The organism is Xanthocytophaga flava, assembly GCF_030068545.1.
GTDB lineage: Bacteria > Bacteroidota > Bacteroidia > Cytophagales > 172606-1 > Xanthocytophaga > Xanthocytophaga flava.
Map to the genome: position 1 here is coordinate 158,903 of NZ_JASJOR010000014.1, position 21,259 is coordinate 180,161.

At 39.7% G+C, this 21,259-nt stretch carries 14 protein-coding genes; 5 read left to right on the forward strand and 9 right to left on the reverse strand.

From position 1 onward, the window contains the following. Nucleotides 1-38 precede the first annotated feature (38 nt). On the reverse strand, nt 39-1,634 hold the full coding sequence (locus QNI15_RS20800; protein WP_314033319.1) for a SusD/RagB family nutrient-binding outer membrane lipoprotein: 1,596 nt from the start codon (nt 1,632-1,634) through the stop codon (nt 39-41). 42 nt (nt 1,635-1,676) lie between these two features. Next, the gene (locus QNI15_RS20805; protein WP_314033320.1) at nt 1,677-5,036 is read right to left on the reverse strand and encodes a SusC/RagA family TonB-linked outer membrane protein; all 3,360 of its coding nucleotides are present in this window, start codon (nt 5,034-5,036) and stop codon (nt 1,677-1,679) included. Between the two features lie 1,409 nt (nt 5,037-6,445). On the opposite strand from QNI15_RS20805, the gene QNI15_RS20810 reads away from it, so the two are divergent. The 3 genes from QNI15_RS20810 to QNI15_RS20820 all read left to right on the forward strand — a co-directional run bounded on the left by QNI15_RS20810 (nt 6,446) and on the right by QNI15_RS20820 (nt 9,644). Beyond that, the gene (locus QNI15_RS20810) at nt 6,446-7,222 is read left to right on the forward strand and encodes a transposase (protein WP_314033321.1); all 777 of its coding nucleotides are present in this window, start codon (nt 6,446-6,448) and stop codon (nt 7,220-7,222) included. 803 nt (nt 7,223-8,025) lie between these two features. Continuing rightward, complete coding sequence (locus tag QNI15_RS20815; protein ID WP_314033322.1) at nt 8,026-8,823, forward strand: phosphatase PAP2 family protein; 798 nt, start codon at nt 8,026-8,028, stop codon at nt 8,821-8,823. Between the two features lie 59 nt (nt 8,824-8,882). Next, on the forward strand, nt 8,883-9,644 hold the full coding sequence (locus tag QNI15_RS20820; RefSeq protein WP_314033323.1) for a phosphatase PAP2 family protein: 762 nt from the start codon (nt 8,883-8,885) through the stop codon (nt 9,642-9,644). Between the two features lie 875 nt (nt 9,645-10,519). Here QNI15_RS20820 and QNI15_RS20825 read toward each other — a convergent pair. Then, entirely contained in the window at nt 10,520-12,955 is a 2,436-nt protein-coding gene (locus QNI15_RS20825; RefSeq protein WP_314033324.1) for a TonB-dependent receptor domain-containing protein, read from the reverse strand. Between the two features lie 398 nt (nt 12,956-13,353). Here QNI15_RS20825 and QNI15_RS20830 point away from each other — a divergent pair, with 398 nt between their 5' ends. Next, nucleotides 13,354-14,031 (forward strand): response regulator transcription factor, encoded by a 678-nt coding sequence (locus QNI15_RS20830; RefSeq protein WP_314033325.1) that lies wholly within the window; start codon nt 13,354-13,356, stop codon nt 14,029-14,031. Between the two features lie 83 nt (nt 14,032-14,114). Continuing rightward, a complete protein-coding gene (locus QNI15_RS20835) occupies nt 14,115-15,368 on the forward strand; it encodes a sensor histidine kinase (RefSeq protein WP_314033326.1) in 1,254 nt (417 codons plus the stop codon). Between the two features lie 124 nt (nt 15,369-15,492). On the opposite strand, the gene QNI15_RS20840 is transcribed toward QNI15_RS20835, so the two are convergent. From QNI15_RS20840 to QNI15_RS20865, 6 genes are all read right to left on the reverse strand, one after another. Then, nucleotides 15,493-17,967: a TonB-dependent receptor domain-containing protein gene (locus tag QNI15_RS20840; protein ID WP_314033327.1), complete on the reverse strand. Its 2,475-nt coding sequence runs from the start codon at nt 17,965-17,967 to the stop codon at nt 15,493-15,495. A gap of 84 nt (nt 17,968-18,051) precedes the next feature. Continuing rightward, on the reverse strand, nt 18,052-18,663 hold the full coding sequence (locus QNI15_RS20845) for an HD domain-containing protein (protein ID WP_314033328.1): 612 nt from the start codon (nt 18,661-18,663) through the stop codon (nt 18,052-18,054). Between the two features lie 43 nt (nt 18,664-18,706). Continuing rightward, entirely contained in the window at nt 18,707-19,147 is a 441-nt protein-coding gene (locus QNI15_RS20850) for a PepSY-like domain-containing protein (protein WP_314033329.1), read from the reverse strand. A 546-nt stretch (nt 19,148-19,693) separates the two neighbouring features. Continuing rightward, complete coding sequence (locus QNI15_RS20855) at nt 19,694-20,092, reverse strand: acyl-CoA thioester hydrolase/BAAT C-terminal domain-containing protein (protein WP_314033372.1); 399 nt, start codon at nt 20,090-20,092, stop codon at nt 19,694-19,696. Then, nucleotides 20,071-20,736, reverse strand: coding sequence for an alpha/beta hydrolase family protein (locus QNI15_RS20860; RefSeq protein WP_314033330.1), 666 nt, complete (start codon nt 20,734-20,736; stop codon nt 20,071-20,073). Before QNI15_RS20860 ends, QNI15_RS20855 begins: the two co-directional genes overlap by 22 nt. 146 nt (nt 20,737-20,882) lie before the next feature. Further along, complete coding sequence (locus QNI15_RS20865; protein ID WP_314033373.1) at nt 20,883-21,245, reverse strand: IS66 family transposase; 363 nt, start codon at nt 21,243-21,245, stop codon at nt 20,883-20,885. Nucleotides 21,246-21,259: the final 14 nt, after the last annotated feature.

Genomic DNA, 21,259 nt, shown 5'->3' on the forward strand with positions numbered 1-21,259 from the left:
TATGAAAAAGGAAGAATGGATTAGTGAGTTAAAAACTATTATTTCAATAGCCACATGGTAGCGTTTACATCATCACTGCCTCCATACTGACTTTGTATGGCTGAGGAATAATTGGCTGCATTGGCTACTTGTTCGTCTACCGGGTACTGCCATCTTACCGGAATTTTATAAGCAGAAGTCCCAATACCTACACCTCCCTGTGAGAAAGCTGGCTGTCCGGTACGTCGCCAGTTATAATAGGCTTCAAATCCGGAATTGTGAAACATAGCTACATATTTTTGTTGAAGGATCTGGGTTAAACCTGTTTCATTATCCCCTGCATAGGCTACTTTCGCAAGAAAATCTGACAGATTGGCTGTCACGGTACCCAGTGATTTTCCTGTGTTATCAGCTATAGTCAGTGATTTTCCTTCTGTGATTCCATACATAGCCAGCGAAGCGTTAATACCATTTTTGTACCAGGTTTCAGCACTGCCACTTACCCAACCTCTGTTGATAGCTTCTGCAATGTTAAAACACATTTCAGGATATCCTATGATAATATAGGGTTCTGCGCTTGAGCCATCAGCTGTATTAAAGTAGCGATTGAAGTTATTAAAAGAATACAAACCGTTGGCAGCTTCTGTAAATAACTGGCTTTGTGCTGTATTGGGATCTGCACCTACATATGCTGAAAAATCACTAATAACTTTCCCTGCAGTAAGTTGTGCCGGAGCCGGAGTAGCCACAATAAAAGTACGAGGGTCCAGATTGGCTGTCGTTAAATCCAGGTAGGTTTTTCCTACATTGGCATATGCATTATAGGCCTTATTTAGATAGGCAGGATACTGATTATAAGCAGCATTGTACTTATAGGCAAGATTATCCGTAGTAGATGTCATGATCGGATACGTATCAGGGTTATTAACTATTGTAGCAAACTGCTGTGCAATACTCAGATCGGCATTGTCAGTAGCCCGTTTGCTTAAGCTAATTAAAACCCTTAGTTTATAGGTATTAATTACTTTCTGCCATTGCAAATAAGTCAGTCCATAAATATCCCCATCGATGGTTGATCCAGGTGTTATCTGTGCAAATTTAGCTAAAACCGTATTGGCCGAATCCAAAAGTGCCAGCGAGTTCTTGTATACATCATGTTGTGAATCGAAGTGAGGAGTCAGATTATCCGGATTACCTGCCTCAGAGGCTGGAATGTCACCTACACGTTGTGTAAACCATATCAGTGAGTAAGCCCTGAAAAATTTACTCAATGCCGCATAGGGGGTAGGAGTAGTGCCCAGCTGTTTGGATATTTGTCCATCGAGCAAAACCACATATTTCAGCATGCCATAGTTAGTAGCCGTATTAGACCATGTATAACTGTTTTTACTCCAGTAATAATCATAGTTGGAAACAAAATACTGATTCCAGCGCATTACCTGACTAAATGGAGTTTCACTAGCAGAACCTGAGTTACCATCCATAACCCCACCACCATAGTACAATTCATTTCCTAACCGGTTAAACACAAGCGACAATGGAATGGTAGAGCCAGGACCAGCTGCATTGGGGTTCAGAGACAAATCTTCCTTGTTACAGCTACTTACCAACACTATGCTGGCAAGAATAGAGAATATAATGAAATAACGTTTCATGATGTATGTAGCTGAGTAGCTTGATTAAGCTGAATATCTTGATTAAAAAGTAAAGTTGAGGTTAATGCCATATCGGCGGGTAGTAGGAGAGGAAAGATCTATACTTCCACTATTACCGGTTATTGTCCGGGTATAGGCATTGTAGCCACTGGCATACTGGTCTATATCGAAATCTTTCCGGGATGCAAAATAAAGCAGGTTTCTACCGATCAGGGATACAGACGCCGATTTCACAAATGATCCTGAGCGTCCAAATAGTGTAACAGGTATTTTGTAACTAATGACAACCTCTCTCAGTTTGGCATAGGTCCGGATGATCATATAATATTCATCAAAGTTACTTCCCAAAAGACTTGTCAGATAACTTTGCGTGGTTACGGCTTTGGTATTGGAGGCAAAGGTAAGTTCATCCATGTTGGTAATTTTACCTTCTTCAAATTTTGGTGTACCATTTGTGATCACAACACCGTTTCCTACGTAAGCAGGGGTTACTGCTTTTGTACCATTACTTGTACTTTGCCACTCACTATAACGTGATTTACCATATTCGCCTTGTGTGGTTTCTGGTGCAGTTCCTCCGTTCATCATCTGATACCATGTTCTGTCATAAATTTTGCCACCTACACGACCATCAAACTGAAAGCTGAAGCTGAAAGACTTATAGGAGAATTTGTTATTAATACCAAAGGTGAAATCTGGATTAAGATGACCCAGAAACTGGTTATTGGCAACACCTGCAGGAGTAGCACTTAAAGGCCCACCGGTAGAGGCAAATACAATATCTCCCTTGTTATCTCTGACAAAGCCAGTTCCATAAAAGGCATCCATTCTTTCACCTACTTTGTATTTATGTCCATTTTGAGAGAATGATTCAAGTCCTCCACCAATTTTTAACAGTGTCTCTCTATAAGTTGACCAGTTGGCCAGAATCTCCCACTTAAATCCGCTCGATGTTTGTACAGGTGTGCCTTTGATGGTTATTTCCCATCCTTTTTTACGGGTTGTGAGGCTGGTTGTCAACCGACCTCCTGTATAGCCTGTAGCCGGATCATTGGTAATTGCAGAAATTACCGGACCGTTATTGGTAGTGAAATAAGTGACATCCAACCCTAGTCTGTTTTGTAGGAAGCGTACATCTAATCCCGCCTCATAGGTAACGATATTGAAAGGCTTTATCTCTTTGGAGTTAATTAAAGTAGTAGAATAGTTGATAGAAGGCGTGCCATTGTAGTAGGTAGCATTGGAAACCTGGGATTGTAGTGAGTAATTAGGACCATCATACGAAGAATACAATTCGCTACCGTACCCAAGCAAGGCACTACTACCTGTCGAATTTCCTGTTATCATCATGTAAGCAGAGGGTACTTGAGCCATGGTACCACCTCCTTTTACATCAGCAAAAGATGCACGAACTTTCAAAAAGCTGATGGCAACAGGAAGAGTTATATAATCAGAGATCACACTGCTGATTGATACTGATGGGTAGTAGAATGTATTGTGAGATTTCGGCAGAGTAGATAGATTATCCACCCGTCCGGTATGTGAAATAGTAAACAGATTTTTATATCCTAAGTCTACACTATAATAGCCACTGTATACGTGCATTTGAGAACCAAAATCATACGATAGTCCGGCCAGACGGGAGTTTGCCAGATCATATACTCCTGGTAGAGATAAACCTTTGGTTGTAGCATAGACAGATTCATATCTAAACAGACGCATACTACCTCCTGCCAGGGCAGACAGATTCCAGTCTGCCAGTTTTTTATTGTAAGTAAGCAACAGATCTGTGTTGTTTTCAATCATGTTTCTTTTATCCACATGATAGTCTCCATACCATCCAAAATACCACCAGGGAGTATAGGCATTCAGGTTAGCACCTGCCGGGACTTTCTCAGAACGGCTCTGGTTGTAGGTAGTGACCTGTGTGCGTAAGCTCACCTCTAAATCCGTATTGATTTTATAACTTAGTTTGGCAGATCCATACACATCTGTTTTGTGATGATCACGAGTCCACTGATAAGCCATAAAATAAGGGTTGTTTAACCTGCCGTATTCAAAGTTGTATTGCATCAGACCATTTACCCCCAGAGGCGCTTTGTAATAGTCACGTAAGTCTCTTACATCATAGTCAGCTGATCCATATACTCCAAACATATATACATAGCTATTAGGACCATAGGATACATCCGGAATGTTAGGTGAATACTGAATATTGGTATTGACATTGGTCTCAAGTCTCCATTTGGAAGAAAAGTTAATTCCTGCCATCACATTCAGATTGTCTACATTGAGCTTGGTGTTGGGAGAAAGTCCTTTTTGATAGGTATGTGAGCCTGATACACGAATATCATAATTTTCACCTGAAGTAGACAAAGAAATGTTATTGGTAGAAAGCACACCTGCTTCCAGAAAATGCTTCAAATTATCTACTCCTCTGGCAAGCCAGGGTGTTGGGGTTCTTTCTTTGGTAATAGGATCAATCGGGCTGTCATATTGTTTGATGGCTTGCCCTTCAAACCGAGGTCCCCATTCCGGATAACGTCTGTTATTAGACCCGGTGCCATAATCATAGAGTGTATTATTATTGAAAGCATCATACAAAAAGTTGTTTCCTCTTCCATACTCTGTTTGTGCAGTTGGAAAAGACAAGAATCCCTTTTCGATCATAGTACTGGAGTTAAAATCAACCTGCCAGCCTTTGTTATTTGCTTTTTTTGTGGTAATGACAATCGCTCCATTCAGCCCCCTTGATCCATACAATGCGGCTGCATTAGCTCCTTTCAGTACTGTATAGGTTTCAATATCATCTGCACTCAGGTTCCAGCTATCAGAGTTGACAGGTACACCATTTACCACAAAAAGTACATCCGTATTACCCCGTAAAACAATATTAGGTCTTCCTAGCAATTCAGGTGAACTTCCGATTGTTAATCCGGCCACTTTTCCTACCAGGCTATTAACCGCATTGGATTCTCTGGCTTTGACCAGATCTTCCCCTTTTACATCTTGGCTGGCATAACCAATATTTCGCGATTCTTTTTTAATACCCAGTGCCGTTACGATTACTTCATTAAGCTGGCGTGTATCTTCCTCAAGAGTTACATCAATAGCTGTTTGACTCCCGATTGAGATTTCTTTGGTAGCGTAACCAATAGCAGAAAAAACCAATGTGCCATCCGTTTGTGGCAAAGAAAGAGAATAGGTTCCATCCTGGCCTGTAGCTGTTCCGCGGGTAGTCCCTTTCAGTAGTACATTCACTCCGGGAATGCCACTGCCATCAGCAGCACTTGCTTTACCCCGAATAGCTTTTTCCTGACCAAATGAAAGCAGAGAACTGCTCAGGAACAGGAAGAAAAAGATACTCCAATACCTATAAGGTCTTGTAGATTGTTGTTTCATGTGTGTGTGTAAACGGTTTGATTGAAAAAGTTGGTAGAACTTTTGAAAAGATCAATTATTAGATCAATTGTCTGATATTGGATCAATAGTCTGATCGGATTTGAGTTGGTTATACCTCTGTTTGGCAGAGGCAATACAAATCCTGTCAGCAGGGTTATTGCAGTCAAAAAGAAAATGATATTTTGCTGGAATGATAGACTTTTTTATCTCAGGATAAGAGGCTTCTATCCTGAAAAGGAGCCATATTCCAGCTCCATAGCTGTTCCTTTAGAGAGGGAATACAATACCTCTCATTATCAGAAATTGTCTGTGATTATTGTGAGGCCAGTTCTGTTACTACATGTTTGTAGACAGTCTACTTTGACTGCAAAAGTAGAAGAGGATGTTCAGAAAAAGCCGAATCATAAATCATGGTTGTGTTATCTTTTTCTTACCGGAACAGGTTGTTAATTTACTTTTTTTCATGGCTTTTTAACACTAGTATACCTTAAGAAAATAATTTGAAAACAGTAAGTAGGAAAGGATTTATGGGTTGGGAAATAGAGGTAAAAAAGAAACTATACAAGTTTGTGAAACAGTATTGAGTGAGAAGTTATCTTTTCTATTGGGAAGGCAAATACTAACACGATTTTGCTTGCAATGAGGCTCTTATATATTCTTTAATGAGAACACCTGTTTTTACACTAATTATACTATTACAGCTATATTATTGTTTTTTCATTTGTTCTTTTCTACTGCCAGGTACACCTATTCCTGAGGATAACAATTCCTTAATCCTGCAAATAACCAACAAACATAAAAACCCCGCTGCGCAGGGCTAGTCAGGTGGTTAGATCTTTAGCAGATACCATTGAGTGGGGTGAGATTTTTTGGATATGAACACTATTTTATGCAAGTTTGAAGATGCTAAGAATCAGCGCATGTAATCAGGACTATATAAGAGTACCCTATAAGGTCTGCTGTCCTAAAATTTAGTAGAGATCAGCTACCTCTTTTTGCATTTGATGCAAGATTTGCAACTGATCGAGTATATCTGAAATGGTTTGTTTACTTCCTACTTTTTTCATCGTTTTTAATTGCTTCAGAATCAGGTTTATTTCCAATTTTATTTGTTCGGTTCTGCTTTCCAGATCTATTGCTGATAAGGTGATTTCTGATAAGGTAGATGTTCCTTGTATACTCTACCCTACTAAAATTAGGTAAAAAAGCAGGGAAGGATGAATTTTGTGGTGACTAAACTACAAAACCATTTCCTTCCATGAAGCAAAGCCTCATAGAGCAAATTAGCAAAGTATTGACACAAATACCAATCGTGCAGAATTTGGCCAGGAAAAAGTTTATCTGCCAATTTGTGATAGGATTGATAAAAAGCAGAAATGTGCAATTCGCAGAAATAGCCCAACATCTCCATGACAAAGCAAAGCTCAAACGAGGTCAGGATTCAGGACTTTTTCAGAGAAGTGGAAATAGATTACTTTTTTGTAGCCGTCTTACTTGTGAGTTTATTGCCCACGAAAGGCAAACTGCGTTTGTGCATTGACCGTACCGAATGGGATTTCGGTTCTTGTCAGGTAAATATGCTGATGGTTATTGCCGGAAAGGATTCCATGCAGGTACCTTTATATTGGGAGCTACTTGATAACAAAAGTGGAAATTCTTCTTCGCAGGACAGAATAGACCTTATCAAACTATGCCTGAAGATACTTGGTAAAAAACGGATTGGATTAGTAATTGGAGACAGGGAGTTTGTCAGCCATAAGTGGATCAAGTTTTTAAAAGACAATGACTTATTGTTTGTTATGCGATTACCTAAACCTCATCTGATTCACCGTTTGGATGGGCAGGAGTTGAGTCTGCAGGAGTTAACTTTACCGGCAGGGCAGGCATTGCTGCTCAAAGACTGCCTGGTAGATGGAGTATGGGGACAGGTGTGGGTAAAAGCTTTAGCTGATGGAGATTTTCTGTTTTTATTTGGAACAGCCAGAGTAGATTTTCTTGGGCAGTTATATCAAAGAAGGTGGACTATAGAAACGGTTTTTCATACGTTCAAAGAGCGAGGATTTGACTTAGAGAAGTCACATGTAAAATCATTATCTAAACTCAAAAAATTAATTGCCTTGGTAAGCATAGCCTATAGTATGTGTATCAGTATGGCCTGTATATACATAAAAAAGTACAAAAGATAAAAACAAAGAATCATGGTTACAAAGCTAAAAGTTTTGCCCGCAAGGGCATTGACTCCATAAGAGAAATGTTGAGAAACCAACAGGCTATAGCTGAGACTATATACATGAGAATACAGGCATTATGTCGATGGATCTCTATACAAGCAACTCATTATCAATACCTGAAAAAAGCTGGGTAGAGTAGTACCTGGTATTGAAATGTTACAAGAAAAACTTATGGTATTCTATTCTTGTTTACTTGATCTTTGATTTTTTTTCCCTTAAGATGATTTAAGCTATATATCTCTATGCTGAGAATAAACAATGATCGGCATCAACTGATTTCGGATTATATGTATTTATTTTTTTAGTTAGTAGTGACCATAAATCCAGAATTTCTCCAGAATTGTCATGTTGATTGCCATCCTCTATTCATTGTTTTTAGAGCGCATTCAATTATCCTCTCTTTGTATATAGCATTCTTACCTGATAAGAGCGATGATTTAAAAAGCTAGTGGTCAGTTCAACGGTAAATAAGACTACAACAGTTTATTTATTTATACGGATTTCTATTTCTCTTGTTTAATATTTCTCTTTTGCCAATGAATCTGCCCTATAAACTTTTTGTAGCTATCTTTAAATGCCTCCTGCCTTTTTGTGGGTTATTCAGTATCACACAGGTTTGTTTATTGCAGACACAACCCTCTCATGCACAGGCATCTCAGAACTCAGATCTTATACAGTCCTATCATAAAACAATTCTTTCCAGAATTCATCTGTCAGACAGTTCTTATTTGGACAATTCCTATCGGAAGATAACAAAAATGAGCTTTATAACCAGAAATGAATTCCCTGGCAATAAGCTTATCTCCGGTAATACACTTTTAAAGCAAACAGATTTATTTACAGACAAAACTGATAGTTTTTTTCTGAGCGATCAGATTCCTTACTCGATGAGGCGGCAAATACATATTCCGATTCTTTCGGCAGGAGTCGCTTTGTCTGGTCTATCACTAATCGTTCAGGCATCCCAAAAACCTCTGACAGCGAGCAAAGTAGCCAGTCTTCAAAGTTCGTCTGTTTTCATCTTTGACCGCAATGCGACCCATCGCTACTCAGCTTTTGCCCAGAGGGCAAGTGATGGAATGGCTTTAGTTTCTCTAGGCTTACCTTTGCTTTATCTGAGTGCAGAAAAATCCCGAAAAGAGTTTGGCTCTATCCTTCTTATGCAGGTAGAAACCGGCTTGCTTACCTATGGAATGGTATCATTGACCAAAACTATAACAAACCGTCCCCGACCCTATGTATACAATCCTGATGTGCCATTGGATGTTAAGTTAAACCGTAACAGTAAACAAAGTTTTTATTCGGGACATGTGGCAATGACAGCGGCTATGTCATTTTTTACAGCCAGTACCTTTTCTCATTATTATCCTGACTCCAGATGGAAGCCATTAGTATGGTCCTATGCTGTAGTCTGGCCTGCTGTTACTGGCTATTGTCGGTACGCGGCTGGCAAGCATTTTCCCAGCGATATATTGGTTGGGTATGCCATGGGGGCTTTCACAGGCTGGATTGTTCCCCAAATCCATCAGCGCTATTTACATAGGAAGAAAGGATAATTGCTAAGGATAATCATTTCTGCAAAAGCCTGCCAACGAAATCTATCTATTAGTTGAAAATGAAGAAAACTATTCACTTATATCAATTCCTACAGAAACAATTACATCAATTAGAGTTTGTTTACTGGCTGCAAAAGAAATATCCCTCTGTTTATCAGTTCCTGAGGAAGCGTTTGGCCTTGAAGTATTTTACAGGATTGCCCCTTACTATTCTAGTGATAATATTGCTATTGAATAGTCTGTTGTTTTCAGAGATTGCTGAAAATATTGTTAATTCTGAGCCTATGATACGAATAGATCAGCAGCTTACTCTGTTTTTGTTTCAAAGGCGTAATTCTACAATCAGTATACTACTATTAGGGACTACTCAACTTGCCTCCCAATGGATCAGCATTGGTATGGTGGTAGCGATAAGTACACGATTTATATGGCAAAGACGATATAGTATAGTATTAGCCTGGCTCACTGTGATGATAGGCATGGGAGCCTGTGTGTATTGGGGAAAGTTATTCTTTCAACGTGTCCGTCCACTCCATGTGGCCTATCATCCCATCAGCACCTTTTCTTTTCCAAGTGGGCATTCTGCTACTGCCATGGCACTTTATGGGTTTTTAGCTTATCTGATCATACGAAAAATTAATCGTTTTACGTTTCAATTGCTGATCATATCGCTAAGTATAGGAATTATTTTACTCATTGGCTTTAGCCGTATCTATTTAGGGTTTCATTTTCTGAGTGATGTCCTGGGGGGATATCTGGTGGGACTCAGTTGGATGATTGCAGGAATTATCTGGGTAGAATTAAGCAGAAAAAACATATAGAATAGCTTATTGCTGTTTAATTCTATTTTGGTTTCGTATCTCTTATCAACGATTACCATCCAGATTCCGAGCCGCTTTTAAACCCCAAACACCATTGACCAAAATTCTAGGCAGTATGTAGTCCAATTGATAAAGCGAGACGTTTTGTCTTCAATGTGGCTGGTCCAAACAAAATAGCATCCAATCCCGAACCTACAAAAGCCTGCATCCATTCCACCTACCAGATGCTCTAAATAATCATACTGATCCCCTATGTCCATACAGGACTAATTACATAGGTCAGACTACATAAAAGATACGTATGAAAGGCTATTTCTTCCTGATAGGGAAACAAGAAATAAAAAGCTTGCTCGCTGCGAATAACTATTTACAGTTGGGAAAAGTCTGATTTGCATATGTCCTGACAAAAGTTTAACAATGCACTGTAAGACCGGCAGGCATAAACCAAAACAAAAGCCTGTTATCAGACGAGCAAAGCTGTAGTGGTCAGGTAAGATCCCCACCTCTAACAGCTTTAACATTTAAAAGCTTGAGTCCTTCCCAATGATTAGATAAGATAGTAAGTCCAAAGGTAATACTACCTACAAAAGTGATAAGCAGATGGTTCGGCCATGGGAGGTAAAGTTGTGGTGTATAGCATGAAACTATAGTCCTAGTATGATTGCAGAAAACAATGCAAAAAGAAGCACACGTCCTATAGTATAATAGGGTTTAGGTTTTGACTGAAAAGATCCCATTCCTATAGATTGCGTTTTCTTTGGTTCGAAAATTGTTTGATTTTAATGGTGTATCTATTCTATTTGATACAGATTAGTAAGTGAATATACAATTGCCATTTTTCTGTAGAATAAATTTCGTTGCCTATTTGTTGTTCCTTAGAATTTATAGTTATATCCTACTCGTACTACCTGAGTTTCATAGTAATCTGTACTGATATAATGAAATCCATCTCCCTGTATTCTTCGTTTAATTTTCAACGTTGCAGCAATATCTGTTGCATTGACAAAGAGTTCTCCTTTTCCGTTCTGCACGGTTTTCTTTGCCCCCATATCAATCGAAAAACGGGAGTAGACTTTTCCCTGAGGAACAATATCAGGAGCCAGGTAAATGGCAGAGAACTGGGCTTCAATCTTACGGGGAAGACGAAACAATCCATTCAGTTTGATATTGCCGGAAAAAAGTGATTGTCTTTCTGCTGTAAAGGTATTTTCTACAGGATAAAGATTTACAACAGAGAAGGCATCAATTGTATTCTGATAGCCGTTCAGATTCAGACTCAGGGTCGCCCATTTTTGTAATTGCCAGGAGTAGATAATTTCCATTCCGGTTGTATAACTATGTCCTGCATTCTGAAAAATAGCATAAATCAACGTATTATCCGCTCCTGTAGCATTGGTCGTACTAGAAATACGGGTAATGGTAGCGTTGACCTGTTTGTGATACAACGAAACGTACACAAAACCTCCTGGATGGCTGTTTTTGTAACCAATCTCAACAGAATTGGTAAATTGAGGCCGCAGAGCCGGATTGCCGACCTTTATGATTTCTGCATCATCGTATTTGGGAAAGATACGAATGTCCACTTCATTGGGACGGTCTACCCGCCGATTATAAAACAGGGAAATCCGGTTAAGCTCATTGAGTTTATAACTTACCCGCACAGAAGGAAAAAGCTGTCCATAGGTGTACCCATTACTTTTGTAGGTAGGATGAGTAGGATTGACCTGATAACGTAAATTTACATATTCTGCCCGTAAACCAGCTTCCACTTCCAGATATTTGGATTCAAAAACATAATTGCCATACAGTGCCGGAATCGTCTCTCCATAGTTAGCCCATCCTCCAGCGCTGCTATCAAGTGGGGAATTATACCCGGGAAAAAATTGCATGTTGGTAGGGATATACCGGCGGCGCAATTTAAAACCTGCTTCCAGGTGACCATATTTTAGTGGATGGGTATAATCGATAGTCAGATCTGAAACATTCTCATCTGATAAAAGTTTGAAAGCATCCTTTCCAGTATAGGTAGGCATAACATTGGTGAAAAAGTACTTTTCATCTTCACGATGGAAGGTATAGTTAAATCCCATGTTTAGCTTTCGTCCTGCCTGACGGAATGTATGCAGCCAGCTGGCTGAAGCTGTTACCGTGGTTTTGAGCTCATCTTCCAGAAACTGCCACAACCGCTTCCGTTCGGAAAGATCATAGGTGAAAAATGGTTCGTCTCCCCGATCAATGATTTTTTCACTACTAAAAAGACCTGAAAAGGAAAAAGTATTCTGTTCATTGACCATCCAGTCTATACCCGATTTGAGTGTAGTCACATTAGTATTGCGGTTTCGTTTGAGCTGCTGGCGTATAAGCTGACCCGAATCATAGAAACGATCCGTAAATTCGTTTTTGTTCAATGTCTGAGTATACAGATTATCTACCTGTACAAACAGATTTGTTTTCCCTTTCCTATAATTGAGAGAAAACGAAGGATTGATTTTTGGGGTAGTCTGATATTGAGGCCGGATAGTTGGATAATTCTCCTGTTTGACCCACAAAGCTCCCAACCCTGCGGAAAATCCTACTTTACCATTCAGGCCTTCCTTTTTTTCTTTTTTGAAAACCAGATTGATAATACCCGCATTGCCATTGGCATCGTATCGGGCAGAGGGATTATTGATGATTTCAATTTTTTCAATGGCCGAAGCAGGAATATTATCCAATCCGGATTGTGAACCAAACCCAGTCAGGGCAGTTTGTTTGCCATCAATCAAGACCATTACCTTATCATTTCCCCTCAGCTGTACACTGCCCCCCTCTCCAACTGTGATGCCTGGCAGGTTTTTCATTGCTTGTAATACCGAACCTCCACTCTGACTAAGATTGTCTGCCAGTGAAAATGTTTTTTTTTCCATTGACCTGCTAACTGCATCCGAACTTCCCTGAATGACAACCTCGTTTAATTGGGTAGTTTGCGCTGTTAGCTCAATTGTTCCTATGTGTAAAAATTCGCTGAGTTGTCCTATTTGTAGTGATTGTGTGATGGGCTCAAATCCCAGGTAGGTAGCTTTTAGCACATAGGAACCACTATTTACAGCAGGTAAAGTGAATAGTCCTTCTTCATTGGTGATAGTACCTGTGAGAAAGACTGTATCTTTCTGAGAATAAAGTGTTACATTCACAAAAGGCAGCATTGCTTTAGTAGCAGCATCTTTGATTACTCCGGACACGACTACTTTGCCAGCTTGTGCTGACAAGCGTTGAAAGCCAAAGAAAGAAGCAAAGAAAAGAAAGATAAAAATGTATGTATGATATTTCATAATGAATCCTTTTAGTAAAAACCCATTAGTAAAACCCATATTTTAAGGCTTTTATCTGAAAGCATAGAGTTTTATTCTAACAGGCAGAATAGTAGATAATAAGTAATACTCTTTGTAAATGAATCATTCAATTTTGGAGAAATTCTGTAGGAAGGTATTCTTTTACAGGAAAAGACTTTTTTACAGCTAGAAGGACTGAATCAGGATCATCTGGTGAAGATCATCTGGTGAAAAACGAAGTATCCTATTTTTCTCCAGAATTCAACTCTACATTGCACTAATCTACCTGTCTGAGGTCTACCAGTCACTTATCTACCAGTCAATGTGAGGGATATGATATGAGGGATATGATATCGGGAAATAATAGTATTAGCCTAAAATGATGAAGCTATTAGCCAATGAAACTATTACTTATCGAGGATGAAAGTGCGCTCAGCCAGTCAATGGCAAACTATCTGACAAAGGCTGGATACCATTGTGAGACAGCTATGGATTTTGAAAGTGCGCAGGAAAAAACACTTTTGTATAGTTATGATTGCATTATTGTGGATCTGACCTTACCTGGTGGAAATGGACTTGATATTATCGGCAAGCTCAAACAGGTTAATTCCACAGTCGGTATTATCATTGTTTCGGCTAAGAACGCACTGGAAGACCGGTTGAAAGGTCTTGAGCTGGGAGCCGATGACTATTTGACCAAGCCCTTTCATCTGTCTGAACTCAATGCACGTATTCATTCCATCTTACGGCGAAGACTTCAGGGAGGAAGTACTAAGATTTCGTTTCAGGAAATTACCATCCTTCCCCAACAGGGACAGGCACTGGTTAACAATGAACCATTGATACTTACCCGATCTGAGTATGATCTGCTACTATTCTTTATTTACAACAAGGAACGGATCATCACCAAGGAATCCGTTGCCGAACACCTGCTTGGCGATAGTGCAGATCAGATTGATTCGTTTGACTTCATTTATTCCCATGTTAAGAATCTCAGACGGAAGATCGTGGAAAAAGGAGGAAAAGATTATATTCAGAGCCGTTATGGTGTAGGGTATAAATTCTCTACCAGCTAAATCTGACTGCTTATGAGTCCCATCATGAAATAATCTACTATGAGATAATCCATTATGAAATCACATATGATGAATAATCCATTATGAAGCTCCTTTCCCGCACAAGCCGTTATTACCTGCTCTGGTCTTCCATTGCCTTTCTGCTGGCAGGTATTGCTTTTTACTTTATTTTGCGAAGCCTGATTCATGACTCTATTGATGAGACCCTGCTGTCAGAGAAAACCAATGTTATCAAAGAACTCAAGCAAAATCCTACCCACTACTCATACTTCCATAACCTGGAAGTTAAGGCAATTCAGACATCTTTACTTCCTTCTAATGTTATCTGGTCTGATACATTGATTTACAATGAGGGCGAAAAAGAATTTATACCTTACCGTCAGCTTGTACAGGTAGTACAGATTCATGGGAAAGCCTACCAGATTGTGATGCGGGAGTCGCTAATCGAATCGGATGATCTGATCAAAGCTGTCTTTATCTCTTTATTGCTGCTACTGACAGTACTGGTGAGTGGCCTGTTTTGGATCAACCGTTTTGTGACGCTTAAGGTCTGGAAACCATTCTGGGATACACTTTCCAGACTACAAACCTTTCAGCCGGGTCAAAATGAATTACTATTCTTACCTGATACAACTATTGATGAATTTATGGCACTTAATCAAGCAGTGGGAGAACTGACCCGAAAAGTGCAACGCGATTACCGTTCGTTAAAAGAATTTACCGAAAATGCTTCTCATGAGACCCAGACACCCTTGTCAATAATTCGGAGTGAGATTGAATTGTTACTGCAATCAGAAGCTTGGAGTGACACTCAATTACGCCCTCTACAAACCATTAATGAACAGGTAAACCGATTAACCCGTCTGCATGCTTCCCTGTTATTACTAGCCAAAATTGAGAATGGTCAGTTTCCGGCACAAGAGCCTGTTTTACTTTCAGCACTGGTTGCCAAAAGGCTTCAGGAATGGAATGCTATGCTTGATTTTAAAGAAATAGTGACAGAATTCTCTCTTTTGGCTGACTTTGAAGTGTCAATTCATCCACTTCTGGCCGATATCCTGATTGGTAATCTACTGGGTAATGCAGTTAAACACAATATTGCTCAAGGAAAAATTCGCATAGAATCCACACTTACCAAACTGACGATTGCCAATACAGGGCATCAGTTTGAAGGTGATCCAGAGCAGTTTTTTGAGCGTTTTCAAAAACAACGATCTACAAGTGATTCGACCGGCTTAGGTTTGGCGATTGTCAAAAAGATCTGCCAAGTACATCATTTTATACTAAGTTACAAAATTGAAGACAACTGGCATATTCTGACAATCAGTTTGTGCTAAAATCAGTCTCTTATTATTATTTATATCAGTCTCTTGATCTGGAAGAAATGGTATCAATCCATACCCTCAGCTCCACTCTCTTTACCTAAAAATTTTTTCACTCCATATTCCTCCCAGGTATGCCTTAATGATCTGTACTGGGTGCGTTTTGTAGAAAATTACTATTCTGCTCTTTCTCTTTTTTTACTTCCAGCTTTCCAAATTTATAAGTGAAGTTTATTCCAAATGAACGGTAAGGAACCTGTACTCTATTATATGCAGTATAATTGTCTGTGTAAATGGTTGTAATCTGGTTGATGTAGCGATTGAAAGGATTGGTTATCACAAAACCAATGCTGGCATTTTTATGTTTAAAGAATTTGCGTCCACCTAAGGTATAGGTAAACTGTTGGGGTCTTTTGCCTTGAATAGTATTTACAGCAGAAGAATAATTTCCAAATGCTTCCATCACCAGATCCCAAGGCAACTGATAGGATAAATTAAGATTTAACCGATAATTTATTCCATTGGCTACAGCTTTTGTCTGCACAGTATTGACCACACGTTTCTGGGCAAGCATCAAATTTCCTCTCAGATTTAGCTGAGGGATTAAGGTCATCTGACTCGAAAGGCTGATCCCTGAATTATACTCAATTCCAATGTTTTGCCGACTGGTCAGGGAAACATTCTGATAGAGAGAATCTCCAACCATATAGGTAGGATAAAAAGTTGTATAGAATTTGATATCGTTGGTATTGATCCGTTCAAATAAAGCCATATAGATACTTGCGCCATTTTTAAATACCTGATTATATCCCAGTTCAATGTTATTACCGATTTCGGGTTTAAGTACAGGATTACCTGTCGTAATATTGTAAGGGTCACTCAGGTTCATAAAGGGATTAATTTCCCGGTAATCAGCCCGTTCAATGCGGCGGGTAAAGGAAAGCTTCACATATCGGTCTTCTGTAAGGGTATGTGACAAAACCAGCGAAGGAAGAAGGGTATTGTAGGAAGGAATAGATGTATTGGGAAAGTCTATTTTCACATTAGTGTGTTCAAAGCGTAAGCCTGCTTTGACATTCAGGTAGTTAAATAGGCCAAAAGTCGCAGACATATATCCTGCATAAATATGCATATCATACTGTAGTTGATACGATTGGGTGGAGTCTGGCAAATACTCATTACGTGATGGGTTAAGTAGCCCGATAGCTGCGCTGGTGCCAATATGTTGAATCACAGTTTTGGCCCCTGTTTCCAAAATAATATTTTTGGTGAACGGATAGGTATAATCCAATGACAGATTGGTTTGCCTGTTCGTACCAGGAGTATACCCGGAGGTGCCTGAATAAGGCGATTGCTCAGAAGGATAGAATTGCGTTTGGTTATAAATATTGGAAGGTTTTCCAAAGCTTGCTGTATAAAGCAGTGTAAGCTGCTGGCCTTCGCGTTTAAACTTTCTGGAATAGTTCAGACTCCATTCCCATGCATTGACCACATTTCCAGAAGCAGAATGACGGATCAGATCCAGTGATGAGAGCTGAAAACCATTACTATCAAATAGCTGTTGATTCAGATTAGTACTGCCAGTGTTGCTATTGCGAAAATCAGTATAGCCGACAGAACCTGTCAGATTGTCCATTTTGCTTATACTCCAGTCAAATCCTATTCCTGACTGATATCCGCTCCTTTCAAAATCCTGGTAGCCATTTTGTATCAGTTGTGTCCTGTTTTGATCCCTATCCGGTGTTATCAACCGGTTCTGGCTATTAGGGGTTCGGGAACTGAGTTGCTTATTGCCACTGATAAACAAATTTATTCCCAAATTATTTTTTCTCAGATTCAGATTCATTGACCCATTCTCTAGGCGAGTTCCGGCAGTCAGATTTAGGCTTCCATGTACTCCCTGTAGACGATTTTCCTTCAGAACAATATTGATAATTCCTCCTGTTCCCTGACCATCATAACTGGATCCTGGGGCCGTTAATACTTCAACGCGCTGAATCTGGCTAGCGGAAATAGCAGATAATGCATCTGCGATATTGTTTCCAAAGAGTGTGGAGGGTTTGCCATTGATCAGAAAGCGAATATTTGAATTTCCCTGTAATTCTACATTGCCATCCAGATCCACAGACACCTGAGGTACCTTTCGCAATACATCCAAAGCTACTCCTCCCTGCGAGGTAATGTCATTGGCCGCATTATATACCATTTTATCAATTTTGTTTTCTACAATCGGCGTCTTACCGACAACGGTAACCTCTTTAAGCTCATTCACTGCTGCTACAAGAGAGATAGCAGGAATTTGAATTATTTTGTGGCTGGCGTCAATGAGAATGTCTTTTTGTGTAGACCGGGTATATCCGATAAAATCCACGCTAAGAGTAAAGATCCCAAAAATAGCAATGCCTATTTCAAAATTTCCAGCAGCATCTGTCACCGTTCCATGAACCACTTTGTTATCTTTCTGGTTGGTAAGCGCTACAGAAGCAAATTCAACAGGTTGGCTCGTAGAGGCATCCAGCACTTTCCCTTTTACCCAAAGGCTGGCTTTTGTCTGTCCATAAAGAGGAATGCTGGTCAGAAAAATAAAGAGTATAGGGTAGATAAAAGATCTCATATGATCAAGGTTAAACAAGCAGAAACATACTAACGGGAAATGAGAAAATAGCCTGGAGGCTACTATGAAAAATAGATTCCTATTTTATGGTTTTGCCTTATATACAGCAGACCAAACCAGACAATCATATAGTTTTTTCAGATTTAGTTTCTTTTTTTCGTTCAAAGTTTGCTGACAGTAGGTTGTAAAGAAAGTATGCGATTCGAGTAATCGGATTGTACCTTTTATCCATTCGGAAGGGGGGAGATTGCCTTTACTGACTTCAGCGTGCATTAACGCGTCCTGTGTAAAAAAAGCATCTGTTCCAAAATGGTAAAGATCTGCATCACAGATAATCTGTTCTAACAATGTATGAGGTTTTTGTGGTAGCTTGGTAGAGAGGATACATGCTTGGATGCGCTTGATTAGAGCAGATGGAATCTGTCTGCCTTGTAAAAAAACGGAAGCTACTTCCATGCTTCGTTCTTCATGTCCGGCAGCAGGTCCTGTCAGATAACCCACATCATGAAACCAGGCAGCCGAGCAGACCATAAACACCTGCGTTTCGTCTAAAGGATAATGTGCTATAATTTGTTTTGCCTGATTGACTACCTGCTGGGTATGCTCCAGATTGTGATAGGGTAATGAATCAACAGCTATGTGGAAAAGGCTTTCCACATAGCTTTCAATCTCTTTAAGTAACTCCTTGTAGTTCATGGTAATTGCTCACATGTAAATTCTCGTGTAACTTCTTACCTTATTATGGCTCTACTTTAAGAAAGTTTCCATCCGCATCAAACATCAGATCTTTTTTATCGATTTCTACTTCATAAAAGACCTGTCCGCCTGTTTTGGTAATTTTGGCTGTTTCTTTAATAGTTTTCCCAGTGTAGTGTTGCTTTACATACTTCTGCACAGATTCAGGCAGTTCAGAAGCCGTTATACCTACCTCTGTCTCCAGCAAATCAGCCTGAGTGGTGTAGACAACAGACATTTCTTTTCCATTTTGCAAGAAACTAGCTTCATACTCATCTTTTTTCTCTTTTTCCCACTTTACTTTCTGTGATTGAGGGAATGCTTTCTGGAAAGCATTTATAACGGCAACAGGAGGCTGTTCTTTTTTGCTTTTGGCCTCGGTTTGAGCTTCTGCCCATATTCCGCTAGCAAATACTCCTAACATCAGGCAAATAAATTGTTTCATGGTTTTACAGTTTTAATTGGATAATGCTCCAATTTGCTATCCGATTCTGTAGACTTTCTGGATTTACCAACTATTCTTCTTCTTTTTTATCCTTCAGATAGCTCTGTCCACTAATCAGATAACTGTATCTACTAAGGTGTGCAGTATGTACTTGCTCTACCTATACATTGTCTGGAAATTACCTGACAAGTACACAAAAAGGTTTGAAAAGTATGCTCAGGTCAATCTGTTGTTAGTTTGACCTGAGCATACAAAAAGGATAGACAGAATGCCTGAAGAGAAGCAAACGGATTAAAGTTGAGATCCTGACAAAAAGTAAAGACCTGAATCTTTACTTTTTGTCAGGGTAGTTACGCTTTCAAAGACAATCAGCCTTTAGTATATATTTCCACACTGACAATAAACTCATCACATAAAGGGAGAATGGAACAGATAGACTATACCAACGGGTAATCATACTTTTGCACATTGTGCGCAATGTATCTGTCCGCTCCTGTACATGGCCAAATGAATCCAGGTGTTGGGAGCAGTACAATGAAGGAGTTTCTACTTAAACTGCTTTAAGAATTGCAGGGTTTCTTTTCTTGTGTTTCTTCGGGCAACCATCGTACCCCAGGCAGTACCTCCGTTCTCAAACTGATAGTATTTGCCATTAATGTTCATACCTCTATTACGGAAAAAACTACTGGCAATGATGGGATAAGAGTCCTTAAAGGAAAGTAGCCAGTGTCCAGCATCTGGGTAAATGACATTGCGGACTTCGTAAGGATAATTCTTATCCTTCAACCGGCCTTCAATTAAGGTGGCCATCCGTTCCGAGAGCCACTGCTGATCATCCTGGCCAGAAAGTAACAGAATAGGCCCTCTGCTATTTTCTACTTTAATCGTATAGATTTCCCGATCAGACCTTTCCAGTAAAGGCTCTATGTAAGAGCGGTAGCGAATAGGCTTGGAATTATCGGCTTGGAATTATCGGCCTGTAATTCTTGTAAGGGAGCAAAAGGGAAGGGTTTTCCTGCCAGCGTCCAGGAAGAATGAGAAGGAGTACTATCGCCAATATCTACCGCATTGGGAAGAATAATATTTCCAGGAGCAAACGCTATTACGCCTTTGATCTGGGGATAAACGGACGCAAGCAGCAGAGCCAGTTCAGCGCCTCTGGAAATACCCAATACGATGATTTTGTTTGGGTCTGCTACCGGTTGTTCACTTACCCATCCGATTGCCTGCTTAAAATACTCTAAAGGAATTTCTTCCAACTTGTTGGGTAAATCCTCCATTTTGAAGTAAGCCAGGGAGAGAACTGCATACCCTTCCAATGCTAATAGTTGCATGTCCTTGTCCTCTAGCATACCTCCCCCAGATCCTGCTAAGCTAATAACAATGGGTAGTTTTTTAGAACCTTTAGGGTAGAAAAATTCTGCTATGATTCCAGCTTCTCTAACTTTTCTCATTTCAATGCTGGAAACTTCTACTGGACCAAATTCCTGGTAGATGATCCCCAAAGTGAGCAAAGCCAGTAAGCACAGACAAGCCAAGGTAGAAAGAAAGAACCGGAGCAACCTTTTATTTCCAGTGGAACGTGGCATATAGGAGTGGTTTGCTTGATAACGTGCTGGTAGAAGTCATATTGTGTTATTATATCTTTCTTTACAGAAGACGATAGTCCAGGTTTAGTTGTTAATTGTATCTGTTCGATTGCAACTCATTCGATTCGATTGCAACTCATTCGATTTTATACACGTTGCTTTTTCCATCGATTAGAGAGCAAATCTGAAAACTTACCTTCATAGTCTGAACTATTAAATTTAGCTAATATATCACTTAACCACTCATGCCGATTAAGGTTATTGCGCTGGCAAGAACCTAAAAAGGAGTATAACATTGCAGCATTTTGAGCAGCGGAATAGGAACCGGCAAAAAGGTGATTTTTACGACCTAACGCAATGGGGCGAATACAGTTTTCAATCAGGTTATTATCGATCTGAAGCTGTCCGTGGTAGAGATAGACGGTGAGTTTATCCCATAACTTTAATGAATAGGTAATTGCTTTTCCGATAGGACTATTGGGTAACACTTTACTAGATTCGGTATCCAGTCATGCTTTTAACT

What these genes read in the sequence shown, in the direction of transcription:
- QNI15_RS20800 (WP_314033319.1), bottom strand. Translation starts at nt 1,634, where the DNA reads ATGAAACGTTATTTCATTATATTCTCTATTCTTGCCAGCATAGTGTTG.
- QNI15_RS20805 (WP_314033320.1), bottom strand. Translation starts at nt 5,036, where the DNA reads ATGAAACAACAATCTACAAGACCTTATAGGTATTGGAGTATCTTTTTC.
- QNI15_RS20810 (WP_314033321.1), top strand. Translation starts at nt 6,446, where the DNA reads ATGACAAAGCAAAGCTCAAACGAGGTCAGGATTCAGGACTTTTTCAGA.
- QNI15_RS20815 (WP_314033322.1), top strand. Translation starts at nt 8,026, where the DNA reads ATGAGCTTTATAACCAGAAATGAATTCCCTGGCAATAAGCTTATCTCC.
- QNI15_RS20820 (WP_314033323.1), top strand. Translation starts at nt 8,883, where the DNA reads ATGAAGAAAACTATTCACTTATATCAATTCCTACAGAAACAATTACAT.
- QNI15_RS20825 (WP_314033324.1), bottom strand. Translation starts at nt 12,955, where the DNA reads ATGAAATATCATACATACATTTTTATCTTTCTTTTCTTTGCTTCTTTC.
- QNI15_RS20830 (WP_314033325.1), top strand. Translation starts at nt 13,354, where the DNA reads ATGAAACTATTACTTATCGAGGATGAAAGTGCGCTCAGCCAGTCAATG.
- QNI15_RS20835 (WP_314033326.1), top strand. Translation starts at nt 14,115, where the DNA reads ATGAAGCTCCTTTCCCGCACAAGCCGTTATTACCTGCTCTGGTCTTCC.
- QNI15_RS20840 (WP_314033327.1), bottom strand. Translation starts at nt 17,967, where the DNA reads ATGAGATCTTTTATCTACCCTATACTCTTTATTTTTCTGACCAGCATT.
- QNI15_RS20845 (WP_314033328.1), bottom strand. Translation starts at nt 18,663, where the DNA reads ATGAACTACAAGGAGTTACTTAAAGAGATTGAAAGCTATGTGGAAAGC.
- QNI15_RS20850 (WP_314033329.1), bottom strand. Translation starts at nt 19,147, where the DNA reads ATGAAACAATTTATTTGCCTGATGTTAGGAGTATTTGCTAGCGGAATA.
- QNI15_RS20860 (WP_314033330.1), bottom strand. Translation starts at nt 20,736, where the DNA reads ATGCCACGTTCCACTGGAAATAAAAGGTTGCTCCGGTTCTTTCTTTCT.